The 17,404-nt window shown below is 70.9% G+C and carries 17 protein-coding genes; all 17 read left to right on the plus strand.

What is annotated here, in order from left to right; translation table 11 throughout:
* The first annotated feature begins 301 nt into the window (after positions 1–301).
* The 17 genes from IBX62_07475 (at position 302) to argH (ending at position 17,380) form a co-directional block, all read left to right on the plus strand.
* On the plus strand, positions 302–907 hold the full coding sequence (locus IBX62_07475) for a translation initiation factor IF-3 (GenBank protein MBE0476918.1): 606 nt from the start codon (positions 302–304) through the stop codon (positions 905–907).
* A 31-nt stretch (positions 908–938) separates the two neighbouring features.
* Positions 939–1,133 (plus strand): 50S ribosomal protein L35, encoded by a 195-nt coding sequence (gene rpmI, locus IBX62_07480; protein MBE0476919.1) that lies wholly within the window; start codon positions 939–941, stop codon positions 1,131–1,133.
* A 33-nt stretch (positions 1,134–1,166) separates the two neighbouring features.
* On the plus strand, positions 1,167–1,526 hold the full coding sequence (gene rplT, locus IBX62_07485; protein MBE0476920.1) for a 50S ribosomal protein L20: 360 nt from the start codon (positions 1,167–1,169) through the stop codon (positions 1,524–1,526).
* A 178-nt stretch (positions 1,527–1,704) separates the two neighbouring features.
* Entirely contained in the window at positions 1,705–2,082 is a 378-nt protein-coding gene (locus IBX62_07490) for a polyhydroxyalkanoate synthesis regulator (protein MBE0476921.1), read from the plus strand.
* A gap of 22 nt (positions 2,083–2,104) precedes the next feature.
* The gene (locus IBX62_07495) at positions 2,105–3,763 is read left to right on the plus strand and encodes an AarF/ABC1/UbiB kinase family protein (GenBank protein MBE0476922.1); all 1,659 of its coding nucleotides are present in this window, start codon (positions 2,105–2,107) and stop codon (positions 3,761–3,763) included.
* Between the two features lie 137 nt (positions 3,764–3,900).
* Positions 3,901–4,377 (plus strand): hypothetical protein, encoded by a 477-nt coding sequence (locus IBX62_07500; protein ID MBE0476923.1) that lies wholly within the window; start codon positions 3,901–3,903, stop codon positions 4,375–4,377.
* Entirely contained in the window at positions 4,377–4,814 is a 438-nt protein-coding gene (locus tag IBX62_07505) for a signal peptidase I (GenBank protein MBE0476924.1), read from the plus strand. Before IBX62_07500 ends, IBX62_07505 begins: the two co-directional genes overlap by 1 nt.
* 330 nt (positions 4,815–5,144) lie before the next feature.
* Positions 5,145–6,206 (plus strand): phenylalanine--tRNA ligase subunit alpha, encoded by a 1,062-nt coding sequence (gene pheS / locus IBX62_07510; GenBank protein ID MBE0476925.1) that lies wholly within the window; start codon positions 5,145–5,147, stop codon positions 6,204–6,206.
* 47 nt (positions 6,207–6,253) lie between these two features.
* A complete protein-coding gene (locus IBX62_07515) occupies positions 6,254–8,680 on the plus strand; it encodes a phenylalanine--tRNA ligase subunit beta (GenBank protein MBE0476926.1) in 2,427 nt (808 codons plus the stop codon).
* 120 nt (positions 8,681–8,800) lie between these two features.
* Positions 8,801–9,838: an N-acetyl-gamma-glutamyl-phosphate reductase gene (locus tag IBX62_07520; protein MBE0476927.1), complete on the plus strand. Its 1,038-nt coding sequence runs from the start codon at positions 8,801–8,803 to the stop codon at positions 9,836–9,838.
* 63 nt (positions 9,839–9,901) lie between these two features.
* Positions 9,902–11,140 carry a bifunctional glutamate N-acetyltransferase/amino-acid acetyltransferase ArgJ gene (gene argJ, locus IBX62_07525; GenBank protein MBE0476928.1) on the plus strand — a complete coding sequence of 413 codons (1,239 nt, stop codon included), beginning with the start codon at positions 9,902–9,904 and terminating at the stop codon, positions 11,138–11,140.
* A complete protein-coding gene (gene argB, locus IBX62_07530; protein ID MBE0476929.1) occupies positions 11,137–12,024 on the plus strand; it encodes an acetylglutamate kinase in 888 nt (295 codons plus the stop codon). The genes argJ and argB overlap by 4 nt, the downstream gene beginning before the upstream one ends.
* A 2-nt stretch (positions 12,025–12,026) precedes the next feature.
* A complete protein-coding gene (locus IBX62_07535; GenBank protein MBE0476930.1) occupies positions 12,027–13,235 on the plus strand; it encodes an acetylornithine/succinylornithine family transaminase in 1,209 nt (402 codons plus the stop codon).
* Positions 13,232–14,173: an ornithine carbamoyltransferase gene (gene argF, locus IBX62_07540; protein ID MBE0476931.1), complete on the plus strand. Its 942-nt coding sequence runs from the start codon at positions 13,232–13,234 to the stop codon at positions 14,171–14,173. The genes IBX62_07535 and argF overlap by 4 nt, the downstream gene beginning before the upstream one ends.
* Before the next feature lie 38 nt (positions 14,174–14,211).
* A complete protein-coding gene (locus tag IBX62_07545; protein ID MBE0476932.1) occupies positions 14,212–14,649 on the plus strand; it encodes an ArgR family transcriptional regulator in 438 nt (145 codons plus the stop codon).
* Positions 14,650–14,708: 59 nt separating this feature from the next.
* Positions 14,709–15,935 (plus strand): argininosuccinate synthase, encoded by a 1,227-nt coding sequence (locus IBX62_07550; protein ID MBE0476933.1) that lies wholly within the window; start codon positions 14,709–14,711, stop codon positions 15,933–15,935.
* 26 nt (positions 15,936–15,961) lie between these two features.
* Positions 15,962–17,380 carry an argininosuccinate lyase gene (argH, locus tag IBX62_07555; GenBank protein ID MBE0476934.1) on the plus strand — a complete coding sequence of 473 codons (1,419 nt, stop codon included), beginning with the start codon at positions 15,962–15,964 and terminating at the stop codon, positions 17,378–17,380.
* The last annotated feature ends 24 nt before the right edge of the window (positions 17,381–17,404 follow it).

Below are 17,404 nucleotides of genomic sequence, written 5' to 3' on the forward strand. Positions count from 1 at the left end.
TTCGAGAGGCAGCTGGCGGGGTCGCGATGAGGCGCGATCCCGCGGCGCGGGTCGTTGGACACGGGACGTACCGGCGGGTATACTCTGCCAGCCAATCGAATAGGAGCCAAGCGGGACCCCTTCAGCTGCCGCCGATGCGCGGTCCCCACCTGAGCGGCGCGCGCGGCGCAGCTGCCTGGTCGAAGAGGAGCCAAGGGGGGCCGTCCCGGTACCTCCGTCCGACGACCCGGTGGTGCGCGAGCGCCGCCGGGATTCTTTCTAGTCAGGCCGCTATCCGAGGCGGCCGAGATCCAAGGCGGAGGTGGATGCCATAAACAACGAGCCTCGCGTGAACGAGCGGATCCGGGCGCCGCGGTTGCGTCTCATCGGCGTAGACGGGTCCCAACTCGGGATCTTCGCGACGGAGGACGCCCAGCGTATCGCCGACGACCAGAACCTGGACCTGGTGGAGGTCGCGCCCACCGGCGACCCGCCGGTGGCAAGGATCATGGACTACGGCAAGTACAAGTACGAGCAGGACATCAAGGCGAAGCGCGCGCGCAAGCACCAGACGACGGTACAGGTCAAGGAGATAAAGTTCCGCCCCAAGATCGACAAGCACGACTACGAGACGAAGAAACGCCACGTGGTGCGCTTCCTGGAGGCGGGTGCCAAGGTCAAGGTCACGATCATGTTCAGGGGCAGGGAGATGGTCCATCCCGAGCGGGGACTCGAGATCCTCGAGCGGCTCGCCGGGGAGGTCGCGGAGTTGGCCACGATCGAGAGCGACCCCAAGCTCGAAGGGCGCAACCTGCACATGCTGCTGCAGCCCGTCAAGAAGGAGCCGGCCAAGGAGGCCAAGGCCGAGGGCGGCGGAAGCGACGGGTCGTCGGAGGCCGAGACCGTCGAGAAGTCGGCACCGCAGTGACGGGCCCGGCGCGAAGAAGAGGAGCACCGCGATGCCGAAGATGAAGACGCACAAGGGGTCCGCGAAGCGCTTCAAGCTGACCGGGACCGGGAAGATCAGGCGCGGCAACGCGTTCTCCAGCCACATCCTCACCAAGAAGAGCCCTAAGCGTAAGCGCGGCTTCCGCCAGGACTCGTTCGTGGCGCCGGCGGACGAGCCGCGCGTCAAGCGGCTTCTCGGACGATAGCGCCCCCTCCGACACCACGAGGAGTGATAGACGATGCCTAGGGTCAAACGCGCGGTCAGCGCGAAGAAGAAGCGCCGGACCGTCCTGGGTCGGGCGAAGGGGTACTACGGCGCGAAGAGCCGCAGCTATCGTGTGGCCAAGGAGCAGGTCCAGCACTCGTTGCAGTACGCCTACCGCGACCGCCGCAACAAGAAGCGCGAGATCCGCCGGCTATGGATCGCGCGCATCAACGCGGGCGCCCGCGTGAACGGTATGTCGTACTCCACCTTCATGAACGGGCTGAAGAGAGCCGAGGTGGGTCTGGATCGCAAGGTGCTGTCCGACATGGCGGTCAACGACCCGGCGTCTTTCGCCAAGCTCGTCGAGCTCGCAAAGGAGAAGCTGACCGCGTAGCGGCGTGCCGTGCCGGCTGCTGCGCCGATCGTGCCCGGGCCCGCGTTCCCGGGGCTTCTCCTTTTGGTAGAGCCGTCCCCCTTTCGGTGATACTCCTGCTAGCGGGCGTGGCCGAACCGTGTGGCCGCTCCTCATGCCGTCGCCCGCGCATGACCGAGAGCCGTCGCGGAGGTGTCGCATGATGGAGAAGCGGGAAGGCGTCATGGACCTCATGGAGCAGGCGTTCCTGTTCGGACTCGGGGTCGCGTCCTACACGAGGGAGAAGGTCGACAAGACGGTGGAGGACCTCGTGGACCGCGGCCGCGTCAGCCGCGAGGAGGCGCGCGAGGTCGTCGAGAAGATGCGCGACCGCGGCACCCGGGAGAGGAGCGCGATCCGAGACGCGGTGCGCGAGGAGCTCAGGAGCTTGCTGATGCAGGCCGATGTCGCCACCAAGGAAGACGTCCGGCGTCTCGAGGCGGCGATCGCCGCCCTTCGCGCCGAGGAGACCGAGGCCCACGTGCTGGAGGCCCCGGAGCAGCCCTCCGGCGACCTGCCTCCCGACATGGCACCGTAGACGCCGCTCCTCGGCCCCCGCGATGCCGAGCCTTCTCCGACACGGGAACCTGAGGCGCTACCGGGAGATCGCGGCGGTCCTGTTCGACGAGGGATTCGAGTACCTCGCGGCACAGGCCGGGTTCTCCCGGTTCGTCCCCCGCCTGCGCCGTCGGCGCGACCTCACGGCGTCCGTGGAGGAGCGCGCGCGCCGGGTGCTGGAGCGGCTCGGCCCGACGTTCGTCAAGATCGGTCAGCTCCTGTCGACGCGGCCCGATCTCGTCCCGCCGGAGTTCCTGGCCGAGCTCGTCAAGCTCCAGGACGACGTGACGCCCGTGGCGTTCGAGCGCGTGCGAGCGGTGATCGAGGAGGACCTCGGCGCTCCCCTGACCGAGCTGTTCGCCGTCTTCGACCCGGAGCCGATCGCAGCGGCCTCCATCGGCCAGGTCCACGTCGCGGTCCTGCCCGACGGCTCGGATGTCGTGGTGAAGGTGCAGCGCCCCGGGATCGCCGCCGTCATGCGGGCGGATTTCGACATCGTCCACCAGCAGGCGGCCTTCGCCGAGCGCGCGACGCACTGGGGGAGGCGGTACGGCCTGGTCGAGAATGCCGAGGAGTTCGAGCGCGTGCTCAGCGGAGAGCTCGACTACCTGCGCGAAGCCCGCAGCGCCGAGCGGTTCCGGGAGAACTTCCGGGGGTACCCGGGGGTGCGCGTGCCGGCGGTGGACTGGGAGCGGACGTCGCGGCGGGTCCTCACGCTGGAGCGCCTGCGCGGCATCAAGGTCGACGACGTCGAGGCGCTTCGAGCGGCGGGGTTCGAGCCGGCGGAGATCGCGCGAAGGGGGACCTCGGCGTACTTCAAGCAGATGTTCGAGGACGGCTTCTTCCACGCCGACCCCCATCCCGGCAACCTGATCGTCACCCCCGAGGGGGACCTGGGGTTCACGGACTTCGGCCGGATGGGCACGGTCTCGTCCTGGATGCGCACGCGGTTCGCGGACCTGTTCCTCGCGCTGATCGACCGTGACGAGCGCGAGGTCGCGGACCTGCTTCTGGAGATCGGCGTGGCCGACAGGGAGACGGACCGGCAGATCCTGGACAGCGCGATCGCCCGCATGTACGCCCGCTACTTCGAGTCCGCGTTGGGGGAGGTGCGCATCTCAGTCGTGGCGTACGAGGTCATGCGGGTGGTCTACGAGGCGCGCCTGCGCGTGCCTTCCGAGCTCACGCTGCTGATCACGACGTTCGCCACGCTCGAGGGCGTCGCCGTGGCCCTCGACCCCGAGTTCAACGTCGTCGACGCGGCTCGCCCCTTCGCTGCGCGCGTGGCGAGGGAGCGCTTCGCCCCTGCCAACGTCGGGCGAGCCCTCGCGCGGTCGCTACGGCACATGAACCGCCTGCTCATGGACCTCCCCGAGTCGCTCAACCGCCTGATGCGGCGAGCGGCCGACGGGGAGCTCGGCGTCGAGGTGCGCCCCGAGGGGTTCGATCGGATCGTCGAGCAGCTTCGGGAGATGGTGAACCGGCTGGCCTTCGCGGTCGTGATCGGCGCTTTCGTGGTCGGGTTCTCGCTCATCCTGCGCACGGCCGAGCTGCCGGGGTGGTTCCTGTGGGTCTCCGGTGTGATGCTGTTCGGCGCCGCGGGCATCGGGGTCTGGTTCTTCCTGTCCATCTTCCTGTCGATGTGGCGGGCCCGTCGCTGAAGGACTGCGGGCGGCAAAGGGGGGGATAGAGGCCGGTAGGAACCCGGTAAGGGCCGGCCGTCATCATCGGCGGCGCCGCGGCATCGAATGGAGCCGCCGTCCACCCCTCGGACGGCACCTACCGAGGGGAGATCGGAATGAGACGCTGGATCCTGCCCGCTTGCGCCGCCCTGCTCGCGCTGACGCTGGGTGCCGGAGCGTACTTCACCGGCCAGGCGCAGGTACCCGACAACATCATCCGGGCCGGCATCGTCAAGGTCTCGGCTGAGCCGACCGCCGCCCTGAGCGTGGACGGCCTCGCACCGGGCACGACCGCCGTGCGGCCGCTGCACGTCGCCAATGACGGTGACCTGCCGGTCAACGTCGTCGTCACCCTGGCGAAGAAGGCGGGGATCACTGAGTTCTTCAACGCCCTCACGTGCCGGGTGACCGAAGGCGACGCCGTGCTCTACGACGGGCCGCTCTCCACGCTGCGCACCGCACCCGTGGCACTGCAGCCGGGGAGGCGAGCCGAGATGCGCTTCGCTCTCGGGCTCCCGGCCGAGGCCGGCAACTCGTTGGCCGGCGACTACTGCAAGGTCACCGTCTACGTCGACGCGGAGCAGTCGCGCTGATGGCCGAAGTCGTCCGCCACCGCCGGCGTCTCGCACGCGCTGCCGCGCTCCTGCCCGGGGTCCTGATGGGGCTCGCCATGACGGCCGGTCCGTGGAGCCTGCGAACGGTCCGAGGGGGCTCGATGGCTCCAGCCCTGCTCCCGGGAGACGTCTGCGTATTACGCCAGGGGGCACGTGGCGTGGGGCCGGGAGACATCGTGCTCTTCGACAAGGAGGGGTGGCCCGGCGGCGTGCTGCACCGCATCGTCCGGGAGCTGCCGGACGGCCGGTTCGAGACACGCGGGGACGCCAATCCCGTTCCCGACCTGGACCCGGTGCCCCGAGAGCGGGTGCTCGGCGTATGCGTCGCGGTCCTGCCCGCGGGGCGGGCCGCGCACTTCCTTGCCTCGCTGCGTGGTGGTACACTCCCAGGTCAACTCGATAGCCAGAGGCGATGACGGAGATGCGCCGGCTCCGACGGGCCGCCTGCAGGGAGGGACCCCGAGACTGGGAGGGTCCCGGCGGCCGGCGCCGGCGGTTCACTCCAGCAGCCGCGAACTGAAGGCGCGCCGGCCGGTCAGGGCCGGCGCGCGAGTAGGGGAGCCGGAGCCCCCGATACAGGGCCGGCCGCACGAGAGGGCGGCGTAGGAGGCCTTCCTCCTGCGATGGGAGCGGGTTCCGCGCGAGCGGGGCCAACCAGGGTGGTACCGCGGGAGCCGTCTCCCGTCCTTGGATGGACGGGAGCGGCTCCCTTTCTCTTGGACCGGGAGCACGACGGGAGAGTCCGCATGTCGATCGTGGAGGACCTGAAGGAGCTGGAGCGGGGCGGGCTGGAGGCGATCGCCTCGGCGCCCGACCTCGGCGCGCTCGATGCGGCCCGGGTGGCGTTGCTGGGGAAGAAGGGCTCCCTCACCGGCGTGCTGCGCGGGCTCGGCACGCTGCCCGCCGAGGAGCGGCCGGCGGCCGGCAAGGCGGGTAACGAGGTGCGCCAGGCGCTCGAGACGGCGCTGGAGAGCAGGCGCCGGGTGCTGGAAGCCGAGGCGCTGCAGCGCAGGTACTCCGAGCAGTCCGTGGACGTGACGCTTCCGGCACGCCGTCGCCCCGTCGGCCACAGGCACCTCATCAGCGCTATCGCCGAGGAGATAGAGGACTTCTTCGTCGGCCTCGGCTACCGGATCGCCGAAGGTCCCGAGGTCGAGCTGGACTATTACAACTTCACCGCTCTCAACACGCCGCCCGACCACCCTGCCCGCGGCCTCGCCGACACCTTCTACGTCGAGGACATGTCCGGGGTGAGGGCGGCGGTGGCCGGAGAGTCCGACGTCTTGCTTCGCACCCAGACGAGCCCGGTGCAGATCCGGGTGATGGAGCAGGTCGAACCGCCTGTCTACGTAGTGGCTCCGGGGAAGGTGTTCCGTCGGGACGTCCCGGACCCGAGCCACCTGCCGCAGTTCACGCAGATCGAGGGGCTGGCCGTCGACGAGGGCGTCACCTTCGCCGACCTCAAGGGCACGCTGGAGGCGTTCTGCAAGGCCATGTTCGGTCCCGACCGGGTGACGCGCTTCCGGCCGCACTTCTTCCCGTTCACCGAGCCCTCCGCCGAGGTGGACGTCTCGTGCGGCATATGCGCCGGCTCGGGATGCCGGTTCTGCGGCAACACCGGCTGGCTGGAGATCATGGGCTGCGGGATGGTCGACCCCAACGTCTTCGGGTTCGTGAACGTGGATCCGGAGCGCCACACCGGCTTCGCCTTCGGCATGGGCGTGGAGCGCATCGCCGCGCTGCGCTACGACATCCCCGACCTGCGGATGCTCGTCGAGGGCGACATGAGGTTCCTGCGGCAGTTCTGAGGCTCCGCCGGGGCCCCGGCGCCCCGGCCCATCTGGTAGGAGGACGGATGCTCGTTCCGCTTGAGTGGCTGCGGGAGCTCGTGCGTGTCGACGTGCCCCTCGAGGAACTCGTGGACCGCCTCGACATGACGGGCACCAAGGTGGAGGCGGTGCACGTGACCGGCGAGTACCTCGAGGGCGTCCTCGTGGGCCGCGTTCTCTCGTGCGGGCCCCACCTGCGGGCCGACCGGCTGAGCTACTGCGAGGTGGACGTGGGTACGGGCGATCCGCTGCACATCGTGTGCGGCGCCACGAACTTCGCCGAGGGCGATCTCGTGCCCGTGGCGCCGGCCGGCACCACGCTCCCCGGAGGGGTGTCCGTCAAGCGGGCGAAGCTGCGCGGCGTCGAGAGCGAGGGCATGATGTGCTCCGCGCCCGAGCTCGGCCTCCCCGGGGAGGCGTCCGGGCTGCTCATCCTGCCGCCCGACGCCCCTGTCGGCGCGGACCTCTCCGAGTACCTGGGGACGCGCCGGGGCGTGGTCGAGCTCGAGATCACGCCGAACCGGCCCGACTGCTTGAGCATCGCGGGAGTGGCCCGGGAGATCGGCGCGGTCCTCGGCGTGCCGGCGCAGTGGCCCGCGTCGGTCCCCGAGGAATCGGGCGATCCCGCCGAGAAGGCCGTGGGCGTCACGATCGAGGATGGGGCGCTCTGCCCACGCTACGCGGCGCGCCTCATCCGCGGTGTGAAGGTGGGCCCGTCCCCGAAGTGGCTGGCGGACCGGGTGCTGGCCGCGGGCGCCCGGCCGATCAACAACGTCGTCGACGTCACCAACTACGTCATGTTCGAGCTCGGGCAGCCGCTGCACGCCTTCGACGCCGGCACCATCGGGCGTTCGGGGGGCAGGGCTGCGATAGTCGTGCGACGGGCGCGTGAGGGAGAGCGCCTCACGACGCTGGACGGGCAGGACCGCGCGCTCTCGCCGGAGACGCTCGTCATCGCCGACCCCGAGGGCGCCGTGGCGCTGGCGGGCGTGATGGGGGGTTCCGAGACCGAGGTCACCGAGGGCACGAGCGACGTGCTCCTGGAGTCGGCCGCCTTCAAGCCGGCTTCCGTCGGGCGTACCAGCCGCTCGCTCGGCCTCATCTCCGAGGCGTCGCTGCGGTTCGAGAGGGGCGTCGACCCCAACGGCTGCGCGGCGGCCGCGGACCGCGCGGCCGCCCTCATCGCCGAGGTCGCCGACGGCGAGGTGGCGCCGGGCGTGGTCGACGCATACCCGGCCGTGGCGATGCCCCTCGAGCTGCCGCTGCGGTTGCCGCGGCTCAAGGTGGTCCTCGGCGTGGACATCCCGGGCGACGAGGTGGCCTCCGTCCTCGGCAGGCTCGGTATGGGAGTGGTGGCGGAGGGCGAGACTCTGCGGGTCACGGTACCCACCTACCGGCCCGACGTGGAGCGCGAGATCGACCTCGTGGAGGAGGTCGTGCGCGTGTGGGGCATGGAGCGCGTGCCGGGCACCTTGCCGACGGGCCGGGGCCACGTCGGAGGCCTCAGCGACGAGCAGACGTGGCGGCGGCGCATCACGTTCGCGATGCGCGCCGCGGGCCTGAACGAGACGATGACCTACGCGTTCACCTCGGCGGAGGACCTCGGTCGCCTGAGGATGGCGCTCGGTCCGGGAGAGGTCCCCGTCGCGATAACGAACCCGATGTCCGCAGAACAGGCCGTGATGCGGACGACGCTGCTGGGCAACCTGCTGCGATCGGTGAGCTACAACCAGCGCCGAGGGGTGGAGGACGTGCAGCTCTTCGAGATCGGGAGGGTCTTCGTGACCGCCGAGGGCCGTAAGCTTCCCAAGGAGCGCGAGACGCTGGGCGCGGTGTTGGCGGGGCGATGGAACCCGCCGAGCTGGAACGACCCGGCCGTCCCGCTGGACTTCTTCGACGGCAAGGGTGTCATCGCCACGCTCGCCGAGGAGCTGGGCGTGCGGCGCCGGCGCTTTCGCGCGCCCGAGGGCGTCGTGGAGCTGCCGTGGCTGCAGCCGGGCCGGGCGGCTCACGTGGTCGCCGACGGCGACGTAGTGGGCTGGTTGGGCGAGGTGCACCCCGAGGTGCTCGCCGCGTTCCAGGCAGCCGCGCCCGTGGTCGCGTTGGAGTTGTCCGTGCCGCAGCTCCTCAAGGTCGCCACGCGCTCGCGAACGTACGGGGAGATCCCGCGCTACCCCGGAGTGATGCTGGACATAGCGCTCGTCGTCCCGGTCGAGGTGACGGCCGAGCGCATCGAGAAGGCCATCCTCTCGGCCGGCGGTGACCTGCTCCGCTCCGCGCGCCTCTTCGACGTCTACACGGGGGCGGGCGTGCCGAAGGGACGCAAGAGCGTCGCGTTCTCGCTGACGTACCAGGCCACGGACCGAACGCTCACCGACGACGAGGTGCGCCCGCTGCACGACAAGGTGGTGCGCAAGGTCTCCGCCGCCGTCGGCGGCGAGTTGAGGGGTTGACGGCCGGGCTCGGCTCCGCGGGATAGAGAACGTCATACTCTCCTTCATTTCGCATATTGTTTGACCGATATACTCTAGAGTAGTATAGTTCCGCTACCACTGGAACGGTACGGAGCTGTGATGACGGATGTGGCGGTCATAGGAGCGGCCGGCTACGCGGGCATCGAGCTCGTGCGGCTCCTGCTCGCCCACCCAACGATGCGTCCGGTCGTCGTCACCTCGGGCGCCGACGCCGGCCGGCGCCTGGACGAGCTCTATCCGGCGCTCACCGGCCTGACCGACCTCGTCCTCGTCGAGCCCGACACCGAGGCGGTCGCCGCTCGCGCTCAGGTGGCCTTCCTGGCGGTGCCGCACACCGCGGCGATGGCGATCGCTCCTCGGTTGCTCGCCGCCGGCGTCACCGTCGTGGACGCGTCGGCGGACTTCCGACTCAAGGACGCGGCCGCGTACGAGCGGTGGTACGGCGTCCGGCACGAGGTGCCCGAGCTGCTCTCCTCGGCGGTCTACGGGCTGCCGGAGCTGGACCGCTCGGGACTGCCCGGCGCCACGCTGGTGGCCTGCCCGGGCTGCTACCCGACCGCGACCCTCATAGCCGCCGCGCCCGCGCTGCAGGCGGGACTGCTCGACGGCGACAGGGTGACCGTGGACGCCAAGTCCGGCGTGTCGGGAGCGGGGCGCGGAGCCGGGTCGGCGACGCACTTCCCCGCCGTGAACGAGTCGGCCGCGCCGTACAGCGTGGCGTCCCATCGGCATACCCCCGAGATCGAGCAAGGACTGAGCGCGGCGGCAGGGGTCGAGGTGCGCGCGGCGTTCGCGCCGCACCTCGTGCCGATGACGCGCGGCCTGCTCTCGACGGTCTACGTGCCGCTGCGTCCCGGCGTGACGGCGGCGGAGGTTCGCGAGGCCTACTCGTCGTACTCCTCCGAGCCGTTCGTCACCGTGCACCCCGACGGGCGGATGCCCTCCACCCTCGAGGTGCGGGGGAGCAACCGGGCCCACGTCGGGCTCGCCGTCGACGAGCGAGCCGGCGTGCTGATAGCGGCTTGCGCGATCGACAACCTGGTGAAGGGCACGTCGGGCCAGGCGGTCCAGTGCGCCAATCTCGCGCTGGGTCTGCCCGAGACCGAGGGGCTGATGACGCCCGTCCCGGTGGTCTAGTGCCGTCGGGCGCGACCGGGGCCGGAGCGGAACGGAAGGGGAGACGTGGACGAGGACCTGGGGATGGCGTACGCCGAGGGCGGGGTGACGGCGCCGAGAGGCTTCCTGGCCTCCGGCGTATGCGCGGGCCTGAAGCGTTCGGGCCGCCGCGACGTGGCGCTGCTCGCGAGCGAGCGCGCGTGTTCGGCGGCCGCGGTCTACACGAGCAACGCGGTGGTCGCCGCGCCGATCCGCGTCACGCGTGAGCACCTGCTCGACGGGACCCTTCGCGCGGTCGTCGGCAACGCGGGCAACGCCAACGCGTGCACCGGCGAGCGCGGCATCTCCGACGCGCGTTCGATGGCGCGCGAGGCCGCCGAGGCGCTCCAGGTGCAGCCCACGGACGTCGCCGTCGCATCCACCGGGGTCATCGGCGTTCCCCTGCCCATGGAGATGCTGCTTCCGGGCATCCGCTCCGCGGCCGCGGGGCTCGACAACGCCACCGGCGACGCCGCAGCCGAGGCGATCATGACCACAGACACCTTCCCCAAGCAGACGGGCGTGAGCGTCGAGGCACAGGGGAGGCGCTACACGATCGGCGGGATGGCGAAGGGCTCGGGCATGATCCGCCCGGACATGGCCACCATGCTCGCCTTCGTCACCACGGATGCGCCTCTGACCCCGGAGGCGTGCGACGCGGCGCTGCGGGCGGCCGTGGACGCCACCTTCAACCGCATCACGGTCGACGGTGAGACATCGACCAACGACATGGCGCTTCTCATGGCCAACGGCGCGGCGGGCGGCGAGCCGATAGGGCCCCGCGGCCTCGCGCACGAGGCGGTCGCCGCGGGGGTCCTGCACGCGTGCCGCGAGCTGGCTCGGATGATCGTGCGCGACGGCGAGGGTGCCACCAAGACAGCCGCGGTGCGCGTCCGGGGCGCGGCGAGCGAGGCGGACGCCCGGCTCGCAGCCATGGCCGTGGCGGAGTCGCCGCTGGTGAAGTGCGCGCTCTTCGGCGGCGACCCGAACTGGGGCCGCGTCGTCTCCGCCGTTGGAGCCTCCGGGGCGCGCGTGGACGCCTCGGCCATCGAGGTCGTCTTCGGCGGTGTGACGACGGCGAAAGCCGGTGCCGGTGTGCCCTTCGACGCCGAGGAGGCGGCCTCCGCGCTGGCCGGCGAAGAGGTCGAGATACTCGTCGACCTGCACGTCGGCCGAGAGGAGTTCACGGCGCTGACCTGCGACCTGTCCTACGAGTACGTGCGCATCAACGCCGAGTACGACCGGCTGAAGCCGTCTCAGAGCAGCGAGGAGGCCCTGCGGTGATCGACCTGCTCGACAAGGCGCGGACGCTCACGGAGGCGCTGCCCTACATCAAGCGGACCTGGGGGAAGACGGTCGTCATCAAGTACGGTGGCGCGGCGATGACCGACCCGGAGCTGCGGGAGTCCGTCGCGTCCGACATCGTGCTCATGAAGCTCGTCGGCATCAACCCCGTGATCGTGCACGGAGGGGGTCCTGACATAACGGCCTACATGGAGCGCCTCGGTCTTCCGGTCGAGTTCGTCGGCGGTCTGCGCGTGACCTCGCCGGAAGCCATGGAGGTCGTCAAGATGGTGCTCGTAGGCAAGGTGAACAAGGAGCTCGTCGCGGCGGTCAACTCGCACGGGCGCCTCGCCGTCGGGATCGCCGGGGACGACGCCAACCTCATCCGCGGGCGGCAGGTCTCGGCCGAGCTCGGGCGCGCAGGGGAGGTCGCCTCGGTCGACACCACGGTGGTGGCGAACCTCATAGAGGACGGCTTCGTGCCGATCATCGCCTCCGTCGGTGCCGGCGAGGACGGCAGCTTCAACATCAACGCCGACATCGTCGCAAGCGAGATGGCCGCGGCGCTCGGGAGCGACAAGGTCATCTTCCTGACGGACGTGGACGGTCTGTACCGGGACTTCGACGACAAGGCGTCGCTCATCAGCGCGCTCACGCTCGCCGAGGCCGAGGAGATGATCGCGGCCGGGGAGCTGACCTCGGGGATGATCCCGAAGGTCAGGGCATGCACGCTCGCCCTGCGAGCCGGCGTGGGTCGCGCACACATCCTCAACGGCACCATCCCGCACGCGCTGCTGCTCGAGGTCTACACCGACGAGGGCGTCGGCACGATGATCACGCTGAACGAGGGCGCGGAAGGCGCTCCGGCCGAGGCGGTGTCGTAGACATGGGCGCCGCCTACGAGCGGACCGCGGCGTTGGACGCGTCGTTCCACATGCCCACCTACGCGCGCAAGCCGGTGCTCTTCGCGAGCGGGCACGGGATGCGCCTGACCGGCGACGACGGGCGCGAGTACCTGGACTTCGTGGCCGCCATCGGATCGGTGAACCTCGGCCACGCGCACCCGCGGGTCGCCGAGGCGGTGTGCCGGCAGATGACGCGGCTGGTCCAGACCTCGAACCTCTACCACGTCGAGCACCGTTCCGAGCTGGCCGAGGCGCTGGTCGCGCTCTTCGGCGGAGGCGCCAAGGTCTTCTTCGCCAACTCGGGGGCGGAGGCCAACGAGGGGGCCATCAAGCTCGCGCGCGCCTGGGGCCGCGTACGCGGAGGGCCCGAGTGCCATCGGATCGTGACGATCGAGCGCAGCTTCCACGGCCGGACGCTGGCCACGCTCGCGGCCACGGGGCAGCCGAGCAAGCAGGAGTTGTTCGAGCCGTTGCCGGCGGGCTTCTCGCACGTGCCGCTCAACGACCTCGCGGCGCTGGCGGAAGCCGTGGACGAGCGGACGTGCGCCGTGATGCTCGAGCCGATCCTGGGTGAGAGCGGGGTGTGGCCCGGCGAGCCGGGCTACCTCGAAGGGGTCGCCGCGCTGTGCGAGGAGCGCGGCGCCCTCCTCATGCTCGACGAGGTGCAGACCGGCATCTATCGGACCGGTCCGGCCTTCGCGCACCAGGCCCTCGGCGTCCGGCCCCACGTGATGACGCTCGCCAAGTCGCTGGCCAACGGGCTTCCGGTCGGCGCTCTCGTGGCGATCGACGAGGTGGCCGTGACGTTCGGGCCCGGCGACCACGGCTCCACCTTCGGCGGCGGCCCGGTCGTCTGTGCCGCGGCGCTCGCCGCGCTGGCCGCCCACGCCGAGGAGCGCACCGGCGAGAACGCGGTGCGGGCCGGCGAGCACCTGCGGGCCGGCCTGCGCGGGCTGGCCGCCCGGAACGGCCGCGTCGCCGAGGTGCGGGGCGCCGGTCTCATGAACGCGGTCACGCTGGCGGAGCCGGTGGCGCAGCGCGTCGCCGCCGCGGCGCTCGACCGGGGGTTCGTCCTCAACGCGATCGGCGATTCGATCCTGCGCTTCCTCCCGCCGCTGACGTGCGATACTCCCGAGATCGACACGCTCCTGGCCGCCTTGGACGAGCTGCTTACGGAGGTCCCGTCGTGAGCGACGACACCCTGAGGGGGCGCGACCTTCTGACCCTGGCGGACCTCACGCCCGCGGAACTGCGTCTGGTACTCGACAGGGCGGCGGCCGACAAGGCGCGGTGGACCCGTGGCGAGCGGGAGGCGCCGCTGAATGGCAAGGCGGCGGCGCTGGTCTTCCTGAAGCCCTCGGTGCGTACGAGGGTGAGCTTCGAGGTCGCCTGCGGGAGGCTCGGGCTGCAGCCCGTGGTGCTCGGTCCGGGCGACGCCTTCTCGCGCAGCGAGACGGTGCACGACACGGTCAAGGTGCTCGAGCGCTACGTGGACGCGATCGTGCTGCGAACGTCCGCGCACGGCCACCTCGAGGAGGTCGCGGAGCACTCCTCGGTCCCCGTCGTCAACGCGCTGACCGACGACCACCACCCCTGCCAGGTGTTGGCCGACCTCCTGACGATCGAGGAGCGCAAAGGCCGTCTCGCCGGCTTGCGCTTCGCCTACGTGGGCGACGGCAACAACATGGCCAACAGCTATCTTCTCGGCGGCGCGCTCACCGGGCTGGACGTCACTATCGCGGGGCCCGAGGGCTTCGAGCCCGCCGAGGACGTGCTCGCGCGGGCGCGCGAGCTCGCCTCGGCCAACCGCACGGGTGCGCGGCTCCGCGTCGTTCGCGAGCCCGCCGAGGCCGTCGCCGGCGCCGACGTCGTGGCGACGGACACGTGGGCGTCGATGGGGCGGGAGGACGAGCGCGAGACGCGGCTGGCGGCTTTCGCCGCCTACACCTGCGACGCCGCGCTCATGGAGCGCGCAGCCGAGGACGCCCTGTTCATGCACTGCCTCCCCGCCCATCGCGGCGAGGAGGTGACCGACGAGGTGATCGACTCGCCCCGCTCGGTCGTGTTCGACGAGGCGGAGAACCGGCTGCACGCCCAGAAGGCGCTGCTGTCGCTTCTGTTGGGGTGAGGGCGTCTGCCGGGACGTCCCCGTGGAAGGGTCGAGGCATGAGGAGACGGACCCAGAGGCAAGAGGAGATCCGCAAGATAGTGCGGCGCGAGCGCATCCGCACGCAACGGGAGCTCGTCGAGCGGTTGAAGCCGGCCGGGTTCGAGTGCACCCAGGCGACGGTCTCGCGCGACATCACGGAGATGGGAGTCCGGAAGCTCCCCGAAGGCGTCTACGTGCTCGCCGAGGATCTGCACCTGCAGAGGATGATCGCCGACCTGGTCGTCGGCGTGGTGCGCTCGGAGAACCTGGTGCTGGTGAAGGCATCGACGGGGACGGCGCCGGGCGTGGCGGCGGCGCTGGACGCGGCCGATCTCGACGGCGTGCTCGGCTCGGTGGCCGGAGACGACACGATCCTCGTGCTCGCGATCTCGGCCGCCGACGCCGAGGCGCTGACGGACACGCTCGACGGGTACCGGGGCAGACCGCGCCGCTAGGGCGCCGGTCGCCGGGAGGGCGGCTCGGGCGGTCCTCGGACGGAAGGGAAGGGAAGCGCGTGGCGAAGGACAGGTGCGTGCTGGCGTACTCCGGTGGGCTGGACACGTCCGTGGCGATCCAGTGGCTGCGCGAGGTGAGGGACCTCGACGTGATCGCACTGGCCGTGGACGTGGGCCAGGAGCGCCAGGACCTCGAGTTCGTGCGCCTGAAGGCGCTGGACATAGGCGCGGTCGAGTCGATCGTGCGCGACGTGCGCGAGGAGTACGTGGAGGACTTCCTGAGCCGGGCGCTGAAGGCCAACGCGCTCTACGAGAACAAGTACCCGCTGCTCTCCGCGATGTCGCGTCCGATCATCGTCAAGCACCTCGTGGACGAGGCCCACCGCACCGGCGCGCGCTGCATAGCCCATGGCTGCACCGGAAAGGGCAACGACCAGGTACGCTTCGAGGTCGGTATCGCGGCGCTCGACCCCGACCTCGAGGTGCTCGCGCCGGTGCGCGAGTGGGACCTGTGCACCCGTGAGGCGGAGATGGACTACGCGCGCGCCCACGGCATCCCCGTGCCGACCACCAAGGCCAGCCCGTACTCCATCGACGACAACCTGTGGGGCCGCGCCATAGAGTGCGGCGTGCTCGAGGACCCGTGGGCCGAGCCCCCCGAGGACATCTACACGCTGACCTCCGACGCCCGTGGCGAGTCCTGCGCCGAGCCCGAGTACGTGGAGCTGTCCTTCGAGCGCGGGCTCCCGGTGGCGCTGGACGGCGCCGGCAGGAGCTTCCACGAGATCATCGTCGCCATGAACGGCATCGCGGGTCGCAACGGTTTCGGCCGGATCGACATGATCGAGAACCGCCTCGTCGGCGTGAAGAGCCGCGAGGTCTACGAGGTGCCCGGCGCGCTCGCGCTCATCCAGGCGCACAAAGCGCTCGAGGATCTGTGCCTGGAGCGTGAGGTGCTCCACTACAAGCTGGGGGTGGAGCAGAAATGGGCCGAGCTCGTCTACAACGGGCTGTGGTTCTCGCCCCTGAAGGAGGCGCTGGACGGGTTCCTGGACAGCACGCAGAAGCTGGTCGCCGGCGACGTGCGCTTGCGCTTCTACCGCGGCTCGTGCACCACCGTCGGCCGCCGCTCGCCGTACTCCCTCTACGACTACGGCCTCGCCACCTACGACGAGGCGGACACGTTCGACCACAAGGCCGCCGAGGGCTTCATCGAGCTCTGGGGCCTGCCGACGAGGGTCTGGGCGCGTCAGCGCCGCAAGGTCGGCCACGAGGGCGAGGTGTAGGCGCCCGCGACGCCGGGGAGGCGCGCATGCCCGAGGACAGGAAGACCCCGTGGGGCGGCCGGTTCGGCAAGCCGCTCGACAAGTTCGTCGAGGAGTTCGCCGCCTCGCTGCCGGTGGACAAGCGGATGTGGGAGGCGGACATCCTCGGCTCGCTCGCGCACGCGCGCATGCTCGCCGCGACCGGCGTCATCCCCCCCGAGGACCTCGCGGCGATCGAACGGGGACTCTCCGAGATCTACCGCGAGATCCGCGAGGGCAGGTTCGAGTTCGTGCTCGCCGACGAGGACGTGCACATGGCGGTCGAACGCGCCCTCATCGACAAGGCAGGGCCCGCGGGAGGGCGGCTGCACACCGCCCGGTCGCGCAACGACCAGGTCGCTCTCGACGAGCGGATCCACGCGCGAGACGCCGTCCGCGAGCTCGCAGAGGCCGCCACCGGCCTGCGGGCGACGCTCCTGCGCCTGGCCGAGGAGCACCTCGGCGTCGTGATGCCCGGTTACACGCACCTGCAGAAGGCGCAGCCGGTGCTGCTCAGCCACCACCTGCTCGCGTACTTCTGGATGCTCAGCCGCGACGTCACGCGGCTGCGGCACGCCCGCGAGGCCGCCGACGCCATGCCGCTGGGCTCGGCGGCGCTCGCCGGCACGACCTTCCCGATCGACCGCCAGGCCGTCGCCGACGCCCTCGGGTTCTCGGTCGTCACGGCGAACTCGCTGGACGCCGTCTCCGACCGCGACTTCCTCGTCGACCTCACGTACGCATGCGCGCTCGCGATGGTGCACCTGAGCCGCCTGTGCGAGGAGCTCGTGCTGTGGTCGGCCGAGGAGTTCGGCTTCGTGACGATGGACGACTCGTTCTCCACGGGCAGCTCGATCATGCCCCAGAAGAGGAACCCCGACGTCGCCGAGCTCGTCCGCGGCAAGACGGGCCGCGTGCTGGGGGACCTGCAGGCGCTGCTCGTGATGCTGAAGGGCCTCCCGCTGGCGTACAACAAGGACATGCAGGAGGACAAGGAGAGCGCCTTCGACGCCATAGACACGCTGCGCGACTGCCTGCGAGCCACAGACGGCATGATCGGATCGATGCGGGTGAACTCGGAGCGCATGCGCCGGGCGGCGCTCGGCGGCTTCATGGTCGCGACCGACCTGGCCGACCACCTCGCCGAACGCGGCGTGCCCTTCCGCGACGCCCACGAGGTCGTCGGCAGGTTGGTGGCGGAGTGCGAGCGGCGCGGCATCGCCCTCCAGGACCTCACCCCCGAGGAGTTCGCCGCGGCACACCCCGCGCTCGCCGGCGTCTCCGAGGCGCTCGACGTCGACCGCGCCGTCGCGCGTCGCACGAGCGAGGGCGGGACCGGACACGACGCCGTCCGCGCGCAGCTCTCCCGCGGGCGCGACGTGCTCGCCGCCGACGAGGCGTGGCTGGAGTCGCTGGCCGCGGAGTAGCCGGCGCCGGAAGCGGTACATACG

Source organism: Coriobacteriia bacterium (assembly GCA_014859305.1).
Taxonomy (GTDB): Bacteria; Actinomycetota; Coriobacteriia; order Anaerosomatales; family Kmv31; genus Kmv31.